The organism is Rhizobium atlanticum (assembly GCF_030182485.1).
Lineage (GTDB): Bacteria > Pseudomonadota > Alphaproteobacteria > Rhizobiales > Rhizobiaceae > Rhizobium.
On sequence record NZ_JAQJCJ010000004.1, the window covers coordinates 103,457 to 123,533 of the forward strand.

Consider the following 20,077-nt stretch of genomic DNA (forward strand, 5'->3'; position numbering starts at 1 on the left):
ATACTTTATAAACGGCCCGAATTATCGGATTTTCTTGCCTAAACCTCACTGACGTATGATTAATGATCCGTTAACGAGTGGATCAAAATATGTCAGACACACTGTTCACGCGTAGTGATTTCAGTACGAAAATTTTGGAAATTCTGGATCATGTCGAATATCGCCGTGTCGAAAGCAGCGAAGACATGGAGGAGGTGGAGCGGCTGCGCTACAAAGCCTACAAGGCCCACGGCGCGCTGTCGCTTGCCCCGGAAGGCCTGTTGGACGATGTCGATTTCGACAGCCATGCCTATATCTTCGGTCTCTACTATTATGGCGAACTGGTCAGTACGATCCGAATTCATTATGTGACGCCGGAGCATCGTATCAGCCGGTCCGGAGAGGCCTTTCCCGAGGCGATGGATGAGCTTCTGGACGCCGGGCTAACCTTGATCGACCCGGCGCGTTTCGCGGCGGACCCGGAGCTCACCGCCAACATGCCTTGGGTTCCCTACCTGACGCTGAGACCCGCCATCGTCGCAGCAGCGTATTTCCGGGCTGACCGCGTTATTCAGTCCGTTCGGCCCCCGCATGCCGCCTTCTATAAGCGGGTCTTCTATGCCGATACTATTGTGCCCGGCCGACTGGCGGAGAGTTACGGGGTTGATGTGACGCTGATGGCGACGAATGTGGTGGAGGTCGGGCGCAAGCTGTTGACGCGCTATCCCTTCTTCATCTCCAGCGCCAGCGAACAGCGCATGATGTTTTCGCGCAATCCCCACGATACGCTGCCGCCGCTTACCATCATCCCGACGGCGCGCTTCGTGCCGCAAGGTGAACTCGGAACCGACCTGCCGCTGTAATTTCTCCTGCTCTGCGAATGAGGAGAGGTTATGCAGCAGTGAGGAGATCCGCAGCCGGCGCCCTCACGTTTTTCCTTGCGGAAGAAGGTGGCTTGGAACCCGCGGCTGCGGCATTCTCATGCATTGCGCTTTCGCCTGTCATTGTGTAATTCGTGCAGGCAGGGACTTCCCTCGGCCTAAGAGGGAATCAGGCAGCGCAAAAGCATTTCAGGGAGACGATATTTATGGCCGAACATCATACCGGACCGGTCGAGACCGGCGCGCCGATGGATTACAAGGAACATGAGCAGACCTACAACATGTTCATTGCCGGCACGAAATACGGCACGATGCTTCTCGTCGTTCTCCTGCTCGCGATGACCGCCGGTTTCTTCGGCGGCGCCGGCCTCCTCGGCGGTCTCTTCGTCTTCATCGTTCTTCTCGCCGCCGGCATCTTCCTGTTCCGCTGATCGCGGCTGGCGCATCGGCCTGAAAATCGCAATTCGATTTTCGACAAACACGATGTGTCTATTCAAGGGAGTTGGAGCGTCTTTGTGCGTCCGGGGGGACGCAGGCGCTCTAAGGGGAGGGGAGGCTTCTCCGAAGCCTTGTGAATTAGGTGCTTGGCCTGCGCAGGCGAGCCTGCGGCGGTCTGGCTGACCCGGAGGAGGGGGCAGTTGGGCAATATTGTTTTCGTTGCAAGGGAAACCACGGACGGGGAGACGCGTGTCGCGGCCTCCGCCGAGACCGTGAAGAAGATGAAGGGTTTCGGTTTCGACGTCGTCGTCGAGGCCGGCGCCGGTGCGGCTTCGCGCATTCCGGACGCCGAATTCGAGGCCGTAGGCGCCAGGATCGGCAGTTTTGCCGATGCAGCCTCCGCCGACGTGGTGCTGAAGGTGCGCCGCCCGAGCCCATCGGAAATCGCGGGTTACAAGAGCGGCGCCGTTGTCATCGCGATCATGGACCCCTACGGCAATGACGAGGCGATTGCCGCACTCGCAAGCGCCGGGCTTTCGACCTTCGCCATGGAACTGATGCCGCGCATCACCCGCGCGCAGTCCATGGACGTGCTCTCCTCTCAGGCCAATCTCGCCGGCTACCAGGCCGTCATCGAGGCCGCGGCGGTCTACGACCGCGCCATGCCCATGATGATGACGGCGGCAGGCACCGTGCCGGCGGCCAAGGTCTTCGTCATGGGCGCCGGCGTCGCCGGTCTTCAGGCGATCGCCACCGCGCGCCGCCTGGGTGCCGCAGTCTCGGCGACCGACGTGCGCCCGGCCGCCAAAGAGCAGGTCGCCTCACTCGGCGCCAAGTTCATCGCCGTCGAGGACGAGGAGTTCAAGGCGGCGGAAACGGCCGGCGGTTATGCCAAGGAAATGTCCGCAGACTATCAGGCGAAGCAGGCAGCCCTTGTCGCCGAACACATCGCCAAGCAGGATATCGTCATCACCACGGCTCTCATTCCCGGCCGGCCGGCGCCGCGGCTCGTTTCGCGCGCCATGCTTTCCTCGATGAAGCCGGGTGCGGTCGCCGTCGACCTCGCGGTCGAGCGCGGCGGCAATATCGAGGGGGTCGTTGCCGGCGAGGTCGCCGACGTCGACGGCGTCAGCGTGATCGGCTTTGCGAATATGCCGGGCCGGGTCGCGGCCAGCGCCTCGGCGCTTTACGCCAAGAACCTCGTCACCTTCCTCGAGACGATGGTCAACAAGGAAACGAAGGCAGTCGTCGTCAACCTCGACGACGAGCTCGTCAAGGCGACGATGCTGACCTATGCCGGCGACGTGGTTCATCCCGCCTTCGGCGGCGCGAAGAAGGGAGACATGTGATGGCCAGTGAAGCAATGGACAGAGCGCTGCAGCAGTTGAACGAAGCGGTGACGGCCGTTGCCACTGCAGCCGCGCAGGCTCCGGAAGCGGCAAGTGCGGCGACCGGCGGGGCGATCGATCCCTTCGTCTTCCAGCTGGCGATCTTCGTCTTGTCGATTTTCGTCGGCTATTACGTAGTCTGGTCGGTGACGCCGGCGCTGCATACGCCGCTGATGGCAGTGACCAACGCGATCTCGTCGGTCATCGTCGTCGGCGCGCTGCTGGCGGTCGGCATCTCCACAAGCGGTCTTGCGACCGGTTTCGGTTTCGTCGCCCTGGTGCTGGTTTCGGTCAACATCTTCGGCGGCTTCCTGGTCACGCAGCGCATGCTTTCGATGTACCGCAAGAAGGACAGGTGAGGGATCGATGACCAGTATCGCAGCTTTCCTCTACCTCGTTTCCGGCGTTCTCTTCATTCTGGCGCTGCGCGGCCTCTCCCATCCGGCCACCAGCCGCAAGGGCAATCTCTTCGGCATGATCGGCATGGGTATCGCCATCCTGACGACGCTGGTGCTGGCGACGCCCAACTTCGGCGGTTTCGTGCTGATCATCCTCGGCCTTGCCATCGGCGGCAGCGTCGGCGCCTATGTCGCCCGCACCATCGCCATGACCTCGATGCCGCAGCTCGTCGCCGGCTTCCACTCGCTGGTCGGGCTTGCCGCCGTGCTGGTGGCTGCCTCGGCGCTCTATACACCAGCTTCTTTCCGTATCGGCGAGATCGGCCATATCCACACCGAGGCGCGCATCGAAATGGCGCTCGGCGTGGCGATCGGGGCGCTGACCTTCACCGGCTCGATCATCGCCTTCCTGAAGCTTGACGGACGCATGTCCGGCAAGCCGATCCTGCTGCCCTACCGGCACCTGATCAATGCAACCCTGCTGGCGCTGATCGTGCTCTTCATCATCGGCCTTGCCGCGACCGAAAGCCATTTCGACTTCTGGGCGGTCGTGGCACTGTCGCTGGCGCTCGGTGTTCTGCTGATCGTGCCGATCGGTGGCGCCGACATGCCCGTCGTCGTTTCGATGCTGAACTCCTATTCCGGATGGGCTGCGGCCGGCATCGGCTTCACGCTCGGCAATCTGGCGCTGATCATCACCGGAGCGCTCGTCGGCTCCTCCGGCGCCATCCTGTCGTATATCATGTGCAAGGGCATGAACCGCTCCTTCATCTCTGTCATTCTCGGCGGTTTCGGCGGCGAGACGGCGTCCGGCGGGACCGACACGTCAGACAGGACGGTCAAGCTCGGCTCCGCCGAGGATGCGGCCTATCTGATGGCCAATGCCTCGAAGGTCATCATCGTGCCGGGATACGGCATGGCGGTCGCTCAGGCTCAGCATGCGCTGCGCGAATTAGCCGATAATCTCAAGAAGAACGGCGTCGAGGTGAAATATGCGATCCACCCGGTCGCAGGCCGCATGCCCGGCCATATGAACGTGCTGCTGGCCGAAGCCAATGTTCCCTATGACGAGGTCTTCGAGCTCGAGGACATCAATTCGGAATTTGCCCAGGCCGACGTCGCCTATGTAATCGGCGCCAATGACGTCACCAATCCGGCTGCGCGCGACGACAAGACCTCGCCGATCTACGGCATGCCGATCCTCGACGTCGATCGGGCGAAGACCTGCCTTTTCGTCAAGCGCTCGCTTGGTTCGGGTTATGCCGGCATCGACAACACGCTGTTCTACAAGGACGGCACGATGATGCTGCTCGGCGACGCCAAGAAAATGACCGAGGATATCAACAAGGCGATCGCGCATTGAGCCGATGAGCCGCCCTTCGGGGCGGCTTTCTCATATTTCGCCCGGCACCAGCGTCATCTTCTCGACGCCGATCGCCAGGTTCAGCCCTTCCTGGGCCTGAACATTCAGAGGCTGCAGCATGAAAGCCTTATTGGTGCCGCCGGCGATCACTTTGGCGCCGGCGCCCGCACCGATGCTCGCATCAGCGCCGACTCCGTAATATTCGCCGGCAAGGGCGAATTGCGGCATATCGGTGCCGGTCTTTGCCAGGACCTGCCAGATCATCACGCTCTTGCCCGTCTGGCCGATATCGAGGCCGAATTTCTCGATTTTGCCGGCATAGACCGCCTTGGCGCCGCCGGCTGCCGGTGTATAGGTACAAATGAGGTTCTTCTGCGAGGTGACGATCAGACCCTGACCGCCATCCGATCCGCAGACCAGACGGCCAAGCGTCACATAATTTTCCGCGCTCACCGGGCTTACCCAGGCAGCCGCGGTCAGAGCCGCGGTGGCGATCATCGTTTGCTTGAACATGGTCCTTCTCCTTGAAAACGACCTGTCCGAAACGGGTTGAGGTGGCGATTGTTCCAGGGTTATTCCCGCTCCAGCGTGGCGCGCTGGGCTATGAGTACCCATAACAGGCCTTCAGGCCGGAAATCGACCTGCACCGTGCCACGGAAGGCGGCAGCGGCATGCGCCTTGATGACGGTCGTGCCGAAGCCCGAGCGCGACGGCTCGGTGACCGCCGGGCCGCCGCGCTCCTCCCAGGTGAAGCGGAGCAGGGCATCCGGCTTGCCTTCGTCCCTAACATCGTGCCAGTCGAAGCGGACGCGCCCCTGCGGGACGGAGAGCGCACCATATTTCACAGAATTGGTGGCGAGCTCATGCAGGGTAAGGCCCAGGTTCTGCACCGCATCCGGCTTCAGGACGAAATCTTCGCCTGTGATTTCGATCTGGTCGCGCGATTGCGGGAAGGCCTGCAGATGGATATCAACGACCCGCCGGAGCGACACGCCTCCCCATTGCTCGCTCGTCAGGAGCTCTATTGAACGCGCCAGCCCCTCAAGGCGGTCGGCGACGGCAGCCTGAAAGGTTTCGACGCTGTCGGCCTGTTTGGCCAGCTGGCGCATCATGGCCTGAGCAAGCGTGAGAAGGTTCTTGGTACGATGGACGAGTTCATGCATGACGAACCGCAGCCGGTCCTCGGTCTGGCTGCGATCGAATGAGGCGTTCGAAAGAGCGATCGCCACCTGGTTCGCCTCGATGACGCTTGTTTCAACCGGTGAGACGATGTGGCCCTGACCCATGCGGTTCGCCATGTCGGCAATCTCGCGAATGGTGGTGCGGACCTGTCTCGCGACGGCATAGGCGGCCAGTACGGCAACGAGCACGAGGGCAACTCCTCCGATGATGAGGAAACGCCAGGTGCTGAGAATCGACGCCTGCGCCACCGGCCCCCAGATCACCGTCTTCCAGGACCAGCCGGGAATTTGTGCATAACCGAGAAGCATGTGCGGCAGGATCGTCTTGTCTTCGAACACGCCCCGGGAAAAACCGAGCGCCGGCAGGATGCGCGGATCGAAGGGCGTGCCGGGTTCGAGGGCAGTCGGGCCGGCGGCAACGACCACGTGACCACTTTGATCAAGCACAGCCGCCGACCATCCAGGGGCTAGACCCTGGGTCGTTACGAGCCGGCCGAGATCCTGGGCATCCTGTGTGATGATGAGGGCGGAAACGGGATTGTTCTTTCTCGGCAGGATGACATTGTAGACCCAGTCGCCGCTGGTTCTGCCGCGGACCACATCCGACGCTTCGATGCGACCGGATTTCATTGCGGCATCGAGGGCGGCGATGTTTGTCGTCTTTCCGAGCTCCGCGCCGAAAGGTCGGCGTGTGTTCAGCAGTTGCTGGCCAGTTGCGTCGACCGCTTGGACGTAGAGCGCATTGTTCCGCAGAGCTGCTTCCGTGCGCTGATGGAAGGAGGCGAGATCGCGGTTTTCGAGTTCCGGGGAGCTCGACAGCAGCCGCAACGTCGTCGCCATATCCTGAAGCTGGCGATCGATGATGCGCGACAGGGCAAGCGCGTCCTGCGCCGTCTCGCGCTTTAGCGTGGAGCGCTGGTTGTCCTCCAACTGCAGCAGAAGCAGCGTCACGAAGGCGAAGATCGGCAACGCGATCGCCACCGCCATGGCAACCAGATAGGTGCCGATCGAAGCTTTGGGAAAAAACAGCGCCACGATCTTCATTTATTGCGCGCCGCCGCCACAAGTCCCGATATTGCCGCGTCCTTTGTGCGTCTTGAAAGATGTGCGGCGCTGCTGTGCGCGCTGTCTGCAACAGTTTTCGTCTGCGGTCAGGAAAGCAAAGATCCGCATCTCTCGCAAACCGCCCTCAACATGTTTTCGCACACCCCGATAGCGGGCTATCGAAGCAGCCGCATGTTAGGGGGAGCAAAAGCAGGTTGCAACATCGTATAACATGCCACGGAAGACGGTGGCGGTTTTTCCGTCTCTCTTTTCAAAGCGATGCGGCGCCTTCATGACAGCTTATTCCGGCCACCCGTTGCTGCACGCGCACCGGGCCCGGTCATCGATAAAGCGGTTCTGCCGGAGATTTCCTGCAACGCCAAGGTTCTGGGCATCCGATGGCCCGGCCGCCCCAATTCACATACTTAGCCGGCTGGAGCGCCCACTCGGGCGAGACCATCGCGCGCCGGCTGGTATTTCGGGTCAAGCCCGACCGCATGGCGGTAGGAGCGGGCTGCCTTGGCCTTGTCGCCGCGACGTTCGTAGACAAGAGCCTGGTTGGCCCAGGATTCGGCGATATTGCCGTTGAGATCGATCGCGTGATTGAAATCGGCAAACGCGTTGTCGTCGTCATTCAGCGCGATGTAGGAGATGCCGCGGCCATTATAGGGCTCGGGCGAATTCGGGGCGAGCGAGATGGCCTTCGAGAAATCGTCGATTGCCTTATCCTGCTGATTGCGCTTCTGATAGATCAGGCCACGATTGTGATAGGCGCGGCCATCGGTCGTGCCGAGCTGGATCGCCTTGCTGAAATCGTTGAAAGCTGCATCGTCCTGTCCGGCCATGCGATAGACATTGCCGCGGCCGATATAGGCGACGTCGTAGCTCGGATTGATCTGCAGAGCGGCATTGTAGTCGGCAATCGCCTGCTGCTGCTGGCCCATGTTGCGATAGACGAGCGCGCGGTTGGCATAGGCCTGGAAGAAGCGCGGGTTGATCTGCAATGCTGTATTGAAATCGTTCAGCGCCTGGCGGAACTGGCCGCTGCGGCCATAGGCGGAACCGCGGACATTATACCCTTCGGGATCCCTCGGATTGGCGTTGATAACAGCCGTCAGCGACGCGATGTTCTCTTCCGAGCCCTGCGCCTTATCGATGCGGATTACGGCATCCGTGGTGTTGGTCGTCTCGCAGCCGGCAAGGCCGACCATGGCCGCCAGCGTCAAAGCCGGCAGGAATGCGGATTTCTGAAAGCGCCAGGCGCGGGACGGATTGAAGGTGGTATCAGCCATTCGGGCTCGCTTTCCCCATGCGGCATATCCGATTTCTGGATATGCGATCTTCAGCGGCAAACTAAAAAGGCGGCGGCGAACCCATCGCCCCCGCCACAATACATCTGAAAACGTCGAAAAAACGACGGCAACGCTTACCGTGCGACCAGGCCTTCGCGCTGGGCGCGCTTGCGGGCCAGCTTGCGAACACGGCGAACAGCTTCGGCCTTTTCGCGAGCGCGCTTCTGCGAAGGCTTCTCGTAGTAGTCGCGCATCTTCATTTCGCGGAAAATGCCTTCGCGCTGCATCTTCTTCTTGAGAGCGCGGAGAGCCTGATCGACATTGTTATCGCGGACAAGTACCTGCACGAGAATCACGTTCCTTTGGTTTGGTTGATGCCTGAGGCAGCGCAGCGCCAGGGGCAAAAATATAACGTTCGCGCGGCCGCGGCCTTGCGATTGGTGATGCGGGATAGCAGATCGAGTAGGGGAAGTCCAGATGGATATCGGCGGCAGTTGGAAAAATCATATCTGCCCGGCATCCTGTCTCAAGCGAGCCGCTTCCGGCGGGGCCTCGTCCAGGGCGGCGATTGCCTCCTTGAGCGCCGTCCTGACCCGGAGTCGATCGGCAGGCTCCAGCCGGCTCATATCCAGATGCAGGTCGAGACCCGAGAGATGTTCGCTGAGAACGCGGCTTTTGTGGTCGGCGCCGAGCCTCAGCCCGTCAACGGCATAGGGCACGACCTCGCGCTGGATGCCCTTCATGGTGATCTGCGGCAAGGGATGGGCGTCGACGATCTCGTTCACCAGCGCATAGGTTTCGTAGCTGATGACGATTTCTCCGCCCTGGGCGATCGACTGCAGCCTGGCTGCGAGATTGGCCTCCGCGCCGATGATCGTATAGTCCATGCGATCGTTGCTGCCGAAATTGCCGACGTTGCAATAACCGCTGTTGATTCCCATGCGCACGACGAAAGGTTCCTCGGTGCCGTTTCTGCGCCATCTGTCCTTGAGTTCGCCGAGGCGACGCTGCATGTCGACGGCCATGCGCAGGCAGGCTTTCGCATCTTCCTCCGGACCCTTCGTTTCCGGGTCGCCGAAGAAGACCAGCATGGCGTCGCCGATGAACTTGTCCACCGTGCCGCCATGGGCGAGGGCAATGTTCGACATTTCGGTCAGATATTCGTTGAGCATATCCGTCAGCGCTTCCGGCTGCAGCCGCTCGGTGGTCGCGGTGAAATCCTTGATGTCGGAGAAGAAAATCGTCAGGCGCTTGCGCTCTGTATGGACGACGACGTCTTTCTGTCCGCTGAAGATGCTCTTGTAGATCTGCGGCGAGAGATAACGTGAAATCTTCAGGGAAACGCTCGCCAGAAATTCGTTCGCCGCTTCGAGATCCCGGTTGGCGCCATGGATGGCGCGGGCCTGCTGGCGCTGCAGCAGAATGAAGCTGAGGCCGATGATGGCGACAAAAAGGAAATAGCAGAGCAGATATTTGAAGGCGAAGACGTTGCTTGCATAGGGCTGCTTGATGACCACTTCCTGGATGCCGCGCACATCGCCGACCTTCCAGTCGGTCTTCGGACTTTCCGGGTGGCTGTTGTGACAGGCAACGCAAGCCTGGCCCATGACGACCGGCGTGACGAAGCGCAAGGTATCGGTCAATCCGACGCGGGTGAGGTCGCTCAACGTCTGCTGTGGATTGGCGCGCAGTGCGACAAGCGCTCCTTTCTCGAAATCGTCGAGCTCGTGGGAAGCGCGACTTTTGAACGGCAGATCGGAGACGAAGCGGTATGTGATGTTGGCCTGCTGCTCTTTTATGACGTCGCCGAGTTCCAGCGAAAGTGTCGCCGGCAGCGGGATGGCGCCGGGGATATTGGCGTAGTTGTGGGACACGACCGTGCCTGCGGTCGCGCCGCTGGCGTGCGCGGCCAGAACGCGTCCGACGACATTGGCGGAATAGTAGGAGCGGATGCTCGATATCAGCGAGCTCATATCGCGCGCCTGGCGTCTGAGGGTATTTCCGGAGAGGTCGCTGATGTCGAGCCAGACGGCAAGCGGCAGTCCTGCAAGCATCGCCAGCACGACGACGATCAGCCAATAGCCGCTGCGGCGCACGGCGGTTTCGGAAATCACGGGAGCCCCTCACTCTTCCATATAAAAGCATTCGCGCTTCGCGCCGTTACAAGAACATTTCACCGCGCGTCCGACAAGATCGAAGCCGTGTCGTCCAAGCAAAAGCGTGGTCGAAACGACGGCGTCGCCAAATTTGAAGATGCCGTTGCGCCGACCGGCAGGAAGCGGAAGGCTGGAAAGCGAAAAGAAGCGTCGGGGCGCATGAGTGAATGGCGTCCGGGCAGAAAGCGGCGTAGCCTGTCGTTTGGGAGAGGGACACCGGTTGAGATGATGACACGCGTGCAGCAAATCGGTGTCGTTGTCGGACTGGTGATCGTGGCTGCGCTGACGATGCTGCGGGCAGACGATCCCGGGATCTTCAAGCTGATCCGTGGGGTGACCTTCGACGAGTACCAACGCCTGCTTCCGCGGACATTCGAGCCCATGCCGGTCCATGTGATCGACATTGATGAGGCGTCGCTGCGCGAGTTCGGCCAATGGCCGTGGCCACGGGACCGGTTGGCTCTGCTGGTGGACCGGCTTTCTGACATGGGCGCTGCGACCATCGCCTTCGACGTTCTCTTTTCAGAGCCGGACCGGCTGTCGCCGCGCAACGTCGTGCGCGAGGTGGCGGGGGTTGATCCGTCCCTGGCAGAGAAGCTTCCCGACAATGACGAGATCTTTGCCCGCTCGATCTCCGGCAAACCCGTCGTGCTCGGTTTCGGCCTTTCCAACGAGGGCAGTTACCGGCCGCCTGTCAAGGCTGGTTTTGCTTTCACCGGGGAAAGCCCCGTCTCGGCTCCGCCCTATCTTGCGGCATCGACGCCGCTCAGGCCGCAATTGGAAGCCAATGCCGCAGGGCTCGGCCACATCAGCCTCAATCCCGGCAATCCTTCGCCGGTGGTGCGGGCGGTGCCGTTGTTCCTGACCGACGGCGTGCAGCTCTATCCCAATCTCGCGGTCGAGGCGCTGCGCGTCGCGCAAGGTGTATCGACGTATGTATTGGCCGGCGCGCCCGATCGCGCCGGCGTGATGACATCGGCAAAGATCGGCGATTTCGTCGTGCCGCTGACGGCGGCGGGCGAATTTTGGCTCTATGTCAGCCCCGACCGAGCCGAGCGCTATATCTCCGCCCGCCAGGTACTCGCCGCCGGAGGCGCCTCTCCCGAGATCTCCGCCGCCATTGACGGCAGCATCGTCTTCATCGGCACCTCGGCGGCAGGCCTGCAGGACATCCGCGTCACGGCGCTCGGCGAGAACGTTCCCGGCGTTTCGATGCATGCGCAGGTCGTCGAACAGATTCTCTCCGGCCATTTCCTGTCGCGGCCCGACTGGGCGGACGGGCTGGAAATTCTCACGATCGCGGTGCTCGGATGCCTGCTCGTCGTGGTAACGACCTTCGTCAGTCCCGCCGTCGCACTGGTCTGCGGCCTGCTCATTACCGCAATGGCGCTCGTGGCCTCCTGGCTCTCCTTTCTTTATGCGGGGCTTCTTCTCGATCCATTGGCTCCGATCGTCAGCGGATCGGTTATCCATTTTGCCGCAACCTCGTTCCGCATTCTGGTGATCGACCGGGAAAGGCGCGAGGTGCGGCGCGCCTTCGGACATTATCTTTCTCCGTCTCTGCTGCATCGCATCGAGCATAACCGCGATGCCTTGCGCCTCGGTGGAGATGACCGGGAACTGACGGTAATGTTCGTCGACGTCAGGAACTTCACTGAAATCAGCGAACGGCTGGCGCCGACTGATGTCGTTGCCTTCCTGAATACATTGCTCGACGCGCTGAGCCGCCATGTCGTGGCTAACGAAGGTACTCTCGACAAGTTTATCGGTGATTCGATCATGGCATTCTGGAATGCGCCGGTTGATGTAGCGGATCACGAAATCAAGTCGGTTCGCACGGCGCTCGCCATGCGCGAGACACTCGCCGAACTGAACGCCGGCGACGCCTTCGGCTTCGGACCCGATCAGGAGGTCGGCATCGGCATCGGCATCCATACAGGCGTTGCCTGTGTCGGAAATATGGGCGCCAAAACCCGCTTCAACTATTCGGCTGTCGGAGATGCGGTCAACGTCGCGGCCCGCATCGAGTCGTCCTGCAAGGAGGTCGGCTTCGATATCCTCATCTCCGACAGCACGGCTCGCTCCGTGCAGGGGATGGCGGTGATCGAGGCCGGCGCCCTCTCGCTCAAAGGGAAGAGCAGCCGGACGCAGATCCTTGCGGTCGTCGGCGATGAACGCGTCGCAGCATCCCAAGAATTCGCCGCGCTCGAGCTCGCCCACAAGCAACTGATGCAGGCCCTGCAATCGCATTCGCGGAACAGCCGGAAGCTTATCGGCGCGTCAAAGCTCAGGGCCGTGCAAGTGCTCGGCGGTCTGGCGGAATTCTACGAGCGTGTATCGGGCAGGACCGATCATTTTCGCGAAGTGCCGAGGGCGGTCGAAGAGAGCGCCGCAGACTGACCGGCCTCAACGACCGCGATTGAAATCGCGGCTCCTATGGTGGTTCCGATCATTGTCACCATCACCATCACCATCACCAGCACCATCATGATCATGATGGTGATCGCGACCTCCATCATGCTGGCGGTCGTGCCCCCGATGATCCAGACCGTGATTTCCCGGCTTGCCGTCCTCGTCATGCCGGCCATGACCCTCATGCTTATCGGGCCTGTCCGGCTTATCGTGGTCGGGTCTATCATGATGGGGCTTGTCGTGGTGCGGCATTTCCGGCTTCTGCGGTCGCTCCTTTTGTGGCTCGGCCTCTCTCTGTGGCGGATCCTGTCTTTGCGGAGCGGGTGCAATTGCCGGCGGCGGCCGGTCTCGTTCGCTTCTTTCCGGCACCAGCGAAGCCATATTGCATCCGCCGAGCAGGCCGAGGCCACCCGAAAGCCGCTGGTTGCCGGAGAGGAAGGGCAGAGCGCGCTCATTTCCAAGCTTCTGGAGGACGTTACGCTCCACTCGTCGGGCCGCCGTCATGTCGCCGTTCGGTTTGGCGATAACGCAGTCGCAGCGTTGCTGCAGCTGCCGGCAGCCGCCGGGGCCGCAAAAGCGGGCCGCGCCGTTCAACAGGACGACGGCCGTGGTGCCGTCAGGGCCGACATAAAAATCGAATGCGGTGCCGCGCACGCCGATCGTGCCTGCAGGCGTCAGAATTTGATAGGCCGAGGACTTCGAAGTGCCGCTTACCCAGCGGAAGGTCCCCTTGGCGGCCTTGATGGTGAGTTGCTTGACCGATTGGGTGTCGTCGAAAACATATCTGTCGATGACGACGGAGGACCCCCAGCCGACCGCAAGTTTGGTGCCGTCTCTAAATACAAACTGGCCCAGCCCAGACTGCGAAGTCTTGATGCGTTCGTCGCGGTGAACGCTTGTGTTGACTTCGATCGGGCCTGCTTGTCCAGTCACCTCGGTCTTGATGACCACAGCCTGGCCGACCGGCTCGGCGGCAGTTGCCAGCCGGAAGCCGCATAGCGCAATGAAAAGCGCCTGGAATAAAAGCCGCCCCCGTATGCACATGATACACCAATCCCGGCAACGGGGAAAAATTAACATCATACTAACTGCTTGTCTTTTCACCCTCTTGGGCTAGTCAGGTCTGCCGCCAAGGGGAAGGCCGGACCTTCGCAAGATCCTGCAGGATGATGTTCGTTCGAGTTTGGGAAGCGGCGCTTAACACCATCGCAAATTGCTCAGTTTTCGACACGATGTCGTTCAGTGTCAAAAGTGAAGCTCTCGCGCGTCGCAAAACAGCCGTTGTGCCGCATTTGGATTTGCGATTTGTATGGGCGCGAGTACAGCCCTTGCCCGAAGGAGAAGAAGGCGGATGCGGAAATATTCGGTTTTTGCCGTGGCGCGGGAGGCCCTTCGCGGCCACAGAGGTTGGGAGAAGCAGTGGACTTCGCCGGAGCCGCGCGCCGAATACGACGTCGTTATCATCGGCGCTGGCGGACATGGCCTGGGAGCCGCCTATTATCTTGCGAAGGAGCACGGCATCACCAATGTGGCGGTGCTCGAGAAGGGCTGGCTCGGCGGCGGCAACACCGGGCGCAATACCACCATCATCCGTTCGAACTATCTCTATGAAGAGAGCATGCACATTTACGAGCATTCGATGAAGCTCTGGGAAGGGCTTTCACAGGAGCTCAACTACAATGTGATGTATTCGCCGCGCGGCGTGATGATGCTCTCGCACAATATTCACGACCAGCAGTCGTTCAAGCGACACATCCACGCCAACCGGCTCTACGGCATCGACAATGAATGGCTGACGCCGGAGCAGGCCAAGGCTTATTGTCCGCCGCTCGACATCTCCGCCAGCGCGCGCTATCCGATCAACGGTGCGGCACTGCAGCGTCGCGGCGGCACGGCGCGGCACGATGCGGTGGCCTGGGGATATGCGCGCGCAGCCTCCGATCGGGGTGTGCACATCATCCAGAACTGCGAAGTGACTGGTATCCGGCGCGGTCCTGACGGACGGGTGACCGGGGTCGAGACCTCGCGCGGCTTCATCGGCGCCAGAAAGGTCGGCGTATCGGCCGCGGGCCATACCTCGACAATCATGAAGATGGCGGATGTGCGCGTGCCGCTGCAGTCGAGCCCGCTGCAGGCGCTGGTCTCCGAGCCGCTGAAGCCGATCTTCCCCTGCGTCGTCATGTCGAACACGGTGCATGCCTACATCTCCCAGTCCGACAAGGGCGAGCTCGTCATCGGCGCCGGTACCGACCAGTATAATTCCTATTCCCAGACCGGCGGGTTGCAGATCATCACGCATACGCTCGACGCCATCTGCGAACTCTTTCCGATGTTCCGGCGCGTGAAGATGATGCGGCAATGGGGCGGCATCGTCGACAATACGCCGGACCGTTCGGCGATCCAGTCAAAGACGCCGGTTCCCGGGCTTTACGTCAATTGCGGTTGGGGCACCGGCGGCTTCAAGGCAACGCCGGGCTCGGCCAATCTCTTTGCGCACCTCATCGCCCGCGATGAAGCGCACAAGTTCAATGCCGGCCTGACGCTGGAACGCTTCCGCAGCGGCCGGCTGATTGATGAAGCGGCGGCTGCGGCGGTGGCGCACTGATGATGAACATGTTCGCTCAGATGCCCGCTTCTTTGGTTATTCACGCCCTCATCCGCCTTGAAAGCACCTTCTCCCTGCTGGGGAGAAGGGGAGGAGAAGGAAATCTCACATGCTGCTGATCCATTGCCCTTATTGTCAGGAAGAGCGTTCCGAGCTCGAATTCCGCGGTGCGGGTGACGCGCATATTGTGCGGCCCGCTGATATCGCCTCGGTCTCGGACGAGGAATTTGAAGAATACTTCTTCCTGCGCGACAACCCGAAGGGGCTGATCTTCGAGCGCTGGCGGCATATTCACGGCTGCGGCCGGTTCTTCAACGCGGCGCGCGATACGGTGAGCGACAAGTTCATCATGACCTACAAGGCGGGCGAGCCGAAGCCGCGGATCGGTGCCGAGGCCGAACAGCATAGCCCTGTCGAGACCTATGAAGCGGTGGAAGGAGAGGCCCAATGAGCGGTGCTAATCGTATCGCCGGGAAGGGGCGTCTGACGCCTGCAAAGACCGCGCGCTTCAGCTTCGACGGCAAGAGCTATACGGCGCTGGAAGGCGATACCGTCGCTTCGGCGCTGATCGCCAACGGCATTCATCTCGTCGGCCGCTCGTTCAAATATCATCGGGCTCGCGGCATCCTCTCGGCAGGCGCCGAAGAGCCGAACGCGCTGATCGATGTCGCGCGTGATAAGGCGCGCAAGCAGCCGAACGTCCGCGCTACGGTGCAGGAAATCTTCGACGGCATGATCGTCCAGTCGCAGAACCGCTGGCCTTCGCTTGCCTATGACGTCGGTGCGGTCAACAACCTGATGTCGCCGTTCTTCGCCGCCGGCTTCTACTACAAGACCTTCATGTGGCCGCGCTCCGCCTGGAAACATGTCTACGAACCGTTCATCCGCCGCGCTGCCGGTCTCGGCGTCGCGCCGACGGAAGAAGATCCGGACCATTATGCCAGCCGCTACGCCCATTGCGACGTGCTGGTGGTCGGCGCCGGGGTGGCCGGGCTTTCGGCAGCGCTGGCCGCGGCCGAGACCGGCGCGAAGGTGATCCTCTGCGACGAGCAGGCGGAAGCCGGCGGCGCGCTGCGCTACGATGCCGGCATCAGGATCGACGGACAGGATGGTTACGCCTGGGCGCAGAAGACCGTGGCGCGGCTGAAGGCGATGGACAATGTCGAAGTGCTCACCCGCACGACCGCCTTCGGCTACTACAACCATAATTTCGTCGGCCTTGCCGAGCGCGTCACCGATCACATGGCCAAGCCTTCGCGTGATCTGCCGCGCGAGCGGCTGTGGCAGGTCCGGGCCAAGCGGGTGATTCTCGCCACCGGCTCGATCGAGCGGCACATGGTATTTCCCAACAACGACCGGCCCGGCATCATGCTCGCCTCGGCGGGGCGGATGTACCTCAATCATTACGGTGTCGCCGTCGGAAACAATGTCGGCATCTACACGGCGCACGACTCTGCCTATGAGGCGGCTTTCGATCTCAAGCGGGCCGGTGTTTCGGTCGCCGCTATCGTCGATTGCAGGCAGGCGCCGGGTGCTGAAGTGCTGGCGGAGGCGCGTGCACTCGGCATAGATGTTCTTACCGGCCAGTCGGTCATCAATACGGCGGGGCGGCTGCGCATCTCATCGATGACAGTAGCGCGCAACGGCGGCGGTTCGCCGCGCAAGATCCCGGTCGATGCGCTTCTGGTTTCGGCCGGCTGGACGCCATCCGTGCATCTGTTCTCGCAGTCCCGCGGCAAGGTGGCCTTCGAAGCGGAAAGCCAGCGTTTCCTGCCCGGCACCTATGCGCAGGATTGCCTTTCGGTCGGAGCCTGTAACGGCACCGACGACCTGCAGCGAACGGTCGAGGAATCGCTTGCCGCAGGCGAACTGATGGCGCAGGCCGCGGGCAAGAGCGGCGGCGGGAAAATCACGATTTCGGCCGAGCAGCCGTATGACTGGACGGGCGGGATGATCGGCGCTGCCGAAGGCGCCGGACCGAAGACGAACGCCAAGGCCTTCATCGATTTCCAGCATGACGTCTGCGCCAAAGATATCCGCCTTGCCGTGCGCGAAGGCATGCATTCGATCGAGCATATCAAGCGGTTTACGACCAACGGCATGGCCTCGGATCAGGGCAAGCTTTCGAATATGCATGGCCTGGCGATTGCCGCCGAAATGCTCGGCAAGGAAATCCCGCGGGTCGGTCTCACGACTTTCCGCGCACCCTATACGCCGGTGACCTATGGTACGCTGATCGGCCATTCACGCGGAAAGCTGTTCGATCCGACGCGCAAGACGCCGCTGCACGACTGGGAAGAAGCGCAAGGCGCCGTTTTCGAGGATGTCGGCAACTGGAAGCGCGCCTGGTTCTATCCGCGCTCGGGCGAGAACATGCACCAGGCGGTCGCGCGCGAGTGCCGGACGGCCCGCGAGTCGGCAGGCATCTTCGATGCCTCTACGCTCGGCAAGATCGAAGTGGTAGGCCCGGATGCGGCGAAATTCCTCAATCTGATCTACACCAATGCCTGGGACACGCTGAAGCCCGGCAAGGCGCGCTACGGCATCATGACACGTGAGGACGGCTTCGTTTATGACGACGGCGTCGTCGGGCGTCTGGCAGAGGATCGTTTTCACGTGACGACGACGACAGGCGGAGCGCCGCGTGTTCTCCATCACATGGAAGATTACCTGCAGACGGAATTCCCCGATCTGAAGGTGTGGCTGACTTCGGTGACCGAACAATGGGCTGTCATCGCCGTCCAGGGACCGAAGGCGCGCGAGATCGTCGAGCCTCTCGTCGAAGGGGTCGATCTTTCCAACGAGGCCTTCCCGCATATGAGCGTTGCCGAGTGCACGGTCTGCGGCGTACCGGCGCGGCTCTTCCGCGTTTCCTTCACGGGAGAAATCGGTTTCGAAATCAACGTGCCGGCCGACTACGGCCAGTCGGTGCTCGAAGCGGTCTGGGCCAATGCCGAACCGCTCGGCGCCTGCGTCTACGGCACTGAGACCATGCACGTCCTCCGCGCTGAGAAGGGCTATATCATCGTCGGCCAGGATACGGACGGGACCGTGACCCCCGACGACGCGGGCGTCGCCTGGGCCGTTTCGAAGAAGAAGAAGGACTTCGTCGGCATTCGCGGGCTGCAGCGGCCGGACCTCGTCAAGGAGGGACGCAAGCAGCTCGTCGGCCTCGTTACCAAGGATCCGAAGTTGGTGCTCGAAGAGGGCGCGCAGGTCGTCGCTAGCCCGAACGAGCCGAAGCCGATGACGATGCTCGGCCATGTCACATCGGCCTATTGGTCGGAAAATTGCGGCAGGTCGATCGCCTTCGCTCTGGTCGCGGGCGGCCGGGCGCGGATGGGCGAGACGCTTTATGTGCCGATGCCGGACCGGACGATCGCCGTCGAAGTGACGGATCTGGTATTCTTTGACAAGGAAGGAGGCCGCATCCATGGCTGATGTCGCAATTCGCAAGCCGGCGCTGGCCGGCCGTCTCGGCGGCTCCGCCACTGTGCGTCTGGCCGTCGTACCGCCGGCAAGCCGCGTGGCGCTACGCGCGCCGGCGGGGTCGCTCAAAGCACTTTCTTTGGCTCTCGGCCTCTCTGTGCCGACCACGCCGAAGACGTCCGGCCGCGCCGGTGCGCGCTCGGCGCTCTGGCTCGGGCCGGACGAGTGGCTGTTGATCGATGAGGCCGGTGGCGATCTGATGGCGGCATGTTCCAGCGCCGGCGCGCTGCATTCGGCGACCGACGTTTCCCACCGCAACGTGGCGGTCATCGTCTCCGGGCCGGGTGCGGAGGCGACGCTTGCGGCCGGCTGCCCGCAGGACCTGTCGCTGTCGTCCTTTCCAGTCGGCGCGGCCTCGCGCACGGTCTTCGGCAAAGCGGAGATCGTACTTTTCCGCACGGAAGAAGACACGTTCCGGGTGGAGTGCTGGCGGTCGTTTTCCGATTACGTCTTCGGGCTGCTGGCCGAGGCGGCGGAAGATGCCGCACATTGAGATCGCGACAATTTTGCTCAGGGATAGAGAATGCTGCACCATGCTTCCCTCGGCGTCTCCGATATCGAGCGGTCGGCGGCATTTTACGATGCCGCTTTCGCCGCGCTCGGTTATGTCAGGGTCTGGGACGACATCAGGCCGGGGCAGGTAGGGCAGGCGGTCGGCTATGGCCTTCCTGGCGGCGGGGACAAGTTGGCGATCAAACATCGGCCTGATGGCCAGCGTCCGCCGCGTTCGGGTTTTCATCTGGCCTTTGCCGCACCAAGTCGCCAGGCGGTTGACGGATTTCATGCCGCGGCAATCGCGCATGGCGGCCGTGACAACGGCGCTCCAGGTCTGAGGCCCCACTATGGCGAGCATTATTATGCTGCCTTCGTAATCGATCCGGACGGACATGCTCTCGAAGCGGTGATCAACTCACCGGAATAACAAGAGCCGCGATTGCCTACGCGTCTTCCGGGCGGTCCTTGGGATCGAACTGGATGATGGTGATCCATCTTGCCGTCAGCGCCGGCTTCTTCTCGTTTTCGATTTCGATCGTCACGTCATAGGTGGTCATCAGCATGCCGCCGCCGCGGAAGCGGGCGTCGGAGAGCAGGAAGCGGCCGCGAACACGGGCGCCGCTCCTGACGGGGGTCATGAAGCGGACCCGGTCGAAGCCGTAGTTGATGCCCATGGTCTGCTCGCGCACCCTCGGCAGGCAGTTGTAGTTCATCGCCGACAGCAGGGACAGCGTCAGGAAACCATGGGCGATCGTGCCGCCGAAGGGGCTTTCAGCGGCGGCGCGCTCGGGATCGACATGAATGAACTGATGGTCGTCGGTCGCCCCCGCAAAGGCGTCGATCATTGTCTGATCGACGGTGATCCAATCCGAAAGACCCGATTCCATGCCGATCAATCCCCGCACGTCGGAGAGTGAAATTTCCGTGACCATGAATTCCTCGTGAGAAAAGCCGCC

18 protein-coding genes are annotated in these 20,077 nt (G+C 61.7%); 11 read left to right on the forward strand and 7 right to left on the reverse strand.

Annotated features, from left to right (window positions below; genetic code table 11):
• The first annotated feature begins 89 nt into the window (after positions 1-89).
• The 5 genes from PH551_RS07755 to PH551_RS07775 all read left to right on the forward strand — a co-directional run bounded on the left by PH551_RS07755 (position 90) and on the right by PH551_RS07775 (position 4,447).
• Positions 90-842: an N-acyl amino acid synthase FeeM domain-containing protein gene (locus PH551_RS07755; RefSeq protein WP_085779489.1), complete on the forward strand. Its 753-nt coding sequence runs from the start codon at positions 90-92 to the stop codon at positions 840-842.
• A gap of 224 nt (positions 843-1,066) precedes the next feature.
• Positions 1,067-1,291: an aa3-type cytochrome c oxidase subunit IV gene (locus tag PH551_RS07760; RefSeq protein WP_011426827.1), complete on the forward strand. Its 225-nt coding sequence runs from the start codon at positions 1,067-1,069 to the stop codon at positions 1,289-1,291.
• Between the two features lie 207 nt (positions 1,292-1,498).
• Positions 1,499-2,647, forward strand: a complete 1,149-nt coding sequence (locus PH551_RS07765; protein ID WP_285192526.1) for a Re/Si-specific NAD(P)(+) transhydrogenase subunit alpha — start codon at positions 1,499-1,501, stop codon at positions 2,645-2,647.
• Positions 2,647-3,045: a proton-translocating transhydrogenase family protein gene (locus PH551_RS07770; RefSeq protein ID WP_085779487.1), complete on the forward strand. Its 399-nt coding sequence runs from the start codon at positions 2,647-2,649 to the stop codon at positions 3,043-3,045. Before PH551_RS07765 ends, PH551_RS07770 begins: the two co-directional genes overlap by 1 nt.
• A 7-nt stretch (positions 3,046-3,052) precedes the next feature.
• Positions 3,053-4,447: an NAD(P)(+) transhydrogenase (Re/Si-specific) subunit beta gene (locus PH551_RS07775; RefSeq protein WP_285192527.1), complete on the forward strand. Its 1,395-nt coding sequence runs from the start codon at positions 3,053-3,055 to the stop codon at positions 4,445-4,447.
• A gap of 30 nt (positions 4,448-4,477) precedes the next feature.
• Here the strand turns inward: PH551_RS07775 and PH551_RS07780 are convergent, their stop codons facing one another.
• From PH551_RS07780 to PH551_RS07800, 5 genes are all read right to left on the reverse strand, one after another.
• Positions 4,478-4,960: a DUF992 domain-containing protein gene (locus tag PH551_RS07780; RefSeq protein WP_285192528.1), complete on the reverse strand. Its 483-nt coding sequence runs from the start codon at positions 4,958-4,960 to the stop codon at positions 4,478-4,480.
• A gap of 59 nt (positions 4,961-5,019) precedes the next feature.
• Positions 5,020-6,672 carry a sensor histidine kinase gene (locus PH551_RS07785; protein WP_285192529.1) on the reverse strand — a complete coding sequence of 551 codons (1,653 nt, stop codon included), beginning with the start codon at positions 6,670-6,672 and terminating at the stop codon, positions 5,020-5,022.
• Between the two features lie 425 nt (positions 6,673-7,097).
• Positions 7,098-7,964 carry a tetratricopeptide repeat protein gene (locus PH551_RS07790; RefSeq protein WP_085779483.1) on the reverse strand — a complete coding sequence of 289 codons (867 nt, stop codon included), beginning with the start codon at positions 7,962-7,964 and terminating at the stop codon, positions 7,098-7,100.
• 134 nt (positions 7,965-8,098) lie between these two features.
• Positions 8,099-8,311 (reverse strand): 30S ribosomal protein S21, encoded by a 213-nt coding sequence (gene rpsU / locus PH551_RS07795; protein ID WP_003585885.1) that lies wholly within the window; start codon positions 8,309-8,311, stop codon positions 8,099-8,101.
• A gap of 156 nt (positions 8,312-8,467) precedes the next feature.
• Positions 8,468-10,018, reverse strand: a complete 1,551-nt coding sequence (locus PH551_RS07800) for an adenylate/guanylate cyclase domain-containing protein (RefSeq protein ID WP_285192701.1) — start codon at positions 10,016-10,018, stop codon at positions 8,468-8,470.
• Positions 10,019-10,348: 330 nt separating this feature from the next.
• Between PH551_RS07800 and PH551_RS07805 the strand changes: the two genes are divergently transcribed.
• On the forward strand, positions 10,349-12,520 hold the full coding sequence (locus tag PH551_RS07805) for a CHASE2 domain-containing protein (protein ID WP_285192702.1): 2,172 nt from the start codon (positions 10,349-10,351) through the stop codon (positions 12,518-12,520).
• Positions 12,521-12,526: 6 nt separating this feature from the next.
• Here PH551_RS07805 and PH551_RS07810 read toward each other — a convergent pair whose 3' ends face one another.
• The gene (locus PH551_RS07810; protein WP_483315410.1) at positions 12,527-13,576 is read right to left on the reverse strand and encodes a FecR family protein; all 1,050 of its coding nucleotides are present in this window, start codon (positions 13,574-13,576) and stop codon (positions 12,527-12,529) included.
• Positions 13,577-13,883: 307 nt separating this feature from the next.
• On the opposite strand from PH551_RS07810, the gene PH551_RS07815 reads away from it, so the two are divergent.
• The 5 genes from PH551_RS07815 (at position 13,884) to PH551_RS07835 (ending at position 19,548) form a co-directional block, all read left to right on the forward strand.
• Positions 13,884-15,137: a sarcosine oxidase subunit beta family protein gene (locus PH551_RS07815; RefSeq protein WP_085779480.1), complete on the forward strand. Its 1,254-nt coding sequence runs from the start codon at positions 13,884-13,886 to the stop codon at positions 15,135-15,137.
• Positions 15,138-15,246: 109 nt separating this feature from the next.
• Positions 15,247-15,588, forward strand: a complete 342-nt coding sequence (locus PH551_RS07820) for a sarcosine oxidase subunit delta (RefSeq protein ID WP_085779479.1) — start codon at positions 15,247-15,249, stop codon at positions 15,586-15,588.
• Entirely contained in the window at positions 15,585-18,578 is a 2,994-nt protein-coding gene (locus PH551_RS07825) for a sarcosine oxidase subunit alpha (protein ID WP_285192530.1), read from the forward strand. Before PH551_RS07820 ends, PH551_RS07825 begins: the two co-directional genes overlap by 4 nt.
• Positions 18,571-19,119 carry a sarcosine oxidase subunit gamma gene (locus tag PH551_RS07830; protein WP_285192531.1) on the forward strand — a complete coding sequence of 183 codons (549 nt, stop codon included), beginning with the start codon at positions 18,571-18,573 and terminating at the stop codon, positions 19,117-19,119. Before PH551_RS07825 ends, PH551_RS07830 begins: the two co-directional genes overlap by 8 nt.
• 30 nt (positions 19,120-19,149) lie before the next feature.
• On the forward strand, positions 19,150-19,548 hold the full coding sequence (locus PH551_RS07835; RefSeq protein WP_285192532.1) for a VOC family protein: 399 nt from the start codon (positions 19,150-19,152) through the stop codon (positions 19,546-19,548).
• 16 nt (positions 19,549-19,564) lie between these two features.
• On the opposite strand, the gene PH551_RS07840 is transcribed toward PH551_RS07835, so the two are convergent.
• Positions 19,565-20,053, reverse strand: coding sequence for a MaoC family dehydratase (locus PH551_RS07840; protein WP_285192533.1), 489 nt, complete (start codon positions 20,051-20,053; stop codon positions 19,565-19,567).
• Between the last annotated feature and the right edge of the window lie 24 nt (positions 20,054-20,077).

Coding starts and splice junctions, on each gene's coding strand:
- PH551_RS07825 (WP_285192530.1), top strand. CDS start 15,585: ATGAGCGGTGCTAATCGTATCGCCGGGAAGGGGCGTCTGACGCCTGCA.
- PH551_RS07770 (WP_085779487.1), top strand. CDS start 2,647: ATGGCCAGTGAAGCAATGGACAGAGCGCTGCAGCAGTTGAACGAAGCG.
- PH551_RS07840 (WP_285192533.1), bottom strand. CDS start 20,053: ATGGTCACGGAAATTTCACTCTCCGACGTGCGGGGATTGATCGGCATG.
- PH551_RS07790 (WP_085779483.1), bottom strand. CDS start 7,964: ATGGCTGATACCACCTTCAATCCGTCCCGCGCCTGGCGCTTTCAGAAA.
- PH551_RS07800 (WP_285192701.1), bottom strand. CDS start 10,018: ATGCTTGCAGGACTGCCGCTTGCCGTCTGGCTCGACATCAGCGACCTC.
- PH551_RS07755 (WP_085779489.1), top strand. CDS start 90: ATGTCAGACACACTGTTCACGCGTAGTGATTTCAGTACGAAAATTTTG.
- PH551_RS07835 (WP_285192532.1), top strand. CDS start 19,150: ATGCTGCACCATGCTTCCCTCGGCGTCTCCGATATCGAGCGGTCGGCG.
- PH551_RS07760 (WP_011426827.1), top strand. CDS start 1,067: ATGGCCGAACATCATACCGGACCGGTCGAGACCGGCGCGCCGATGGAT.
- PH551_RS07815 (WP_085779480.1), top strand. CDS start 13,884: ATGCGGAAATATTCGGTTTTTGCCGTGGCGCGGGAGGCCCTTCGCGGC.
- PH551_RS07830 (WP_285192531.1), top strand. CDS start 18,571: ATGGCTGATGTCGCAATTCGCAAGCCGGCGCTGGCCGGCCGTCTCGGC.
- PH551_RS07785 (WP_285192529.1), bottom strand. CDS start 6,672: ATGAAGATCGTGGCGCTGTTTTTTCCCAAAGCTTCGATCGGCACCTAT.
- PH551_RS07775 (WP_285192527.1), top strand. CDS start 3,053: ATGACCAGTATCGCAGCTTTCCTCTACCTCGTTTCCGGCGTTCTCTTC.
- PH551_RS07805 (WP_285192702.1), top strand. CDS start 10,349: ATGACACGCGTGCAGCAAATCGGTGTCGTTGTCGGACTGGTGATCGTG.
- PH551_RS07820 (WP_085779479.1), top strand. CDS start 15,247: ATGCTGCTGATCCATTGCCCTTATTGTCAGGAAGAGCGTTCCGAGCTC.
- PH551_RS07810 (WP_483315410.1), bottom strand. CDS start 13,576: ATGTGCATACGGGGGCGGCTTTTATTCCAGGCGCTTTTCATTGCGCTA.
- PH551_RS07780 (WP_285192528.1), bottom strand. CDS start 4,960: ATGTTCAAGCAAACGATGATCGCCACCGCGGCTCTGACCGCGGCTGCC.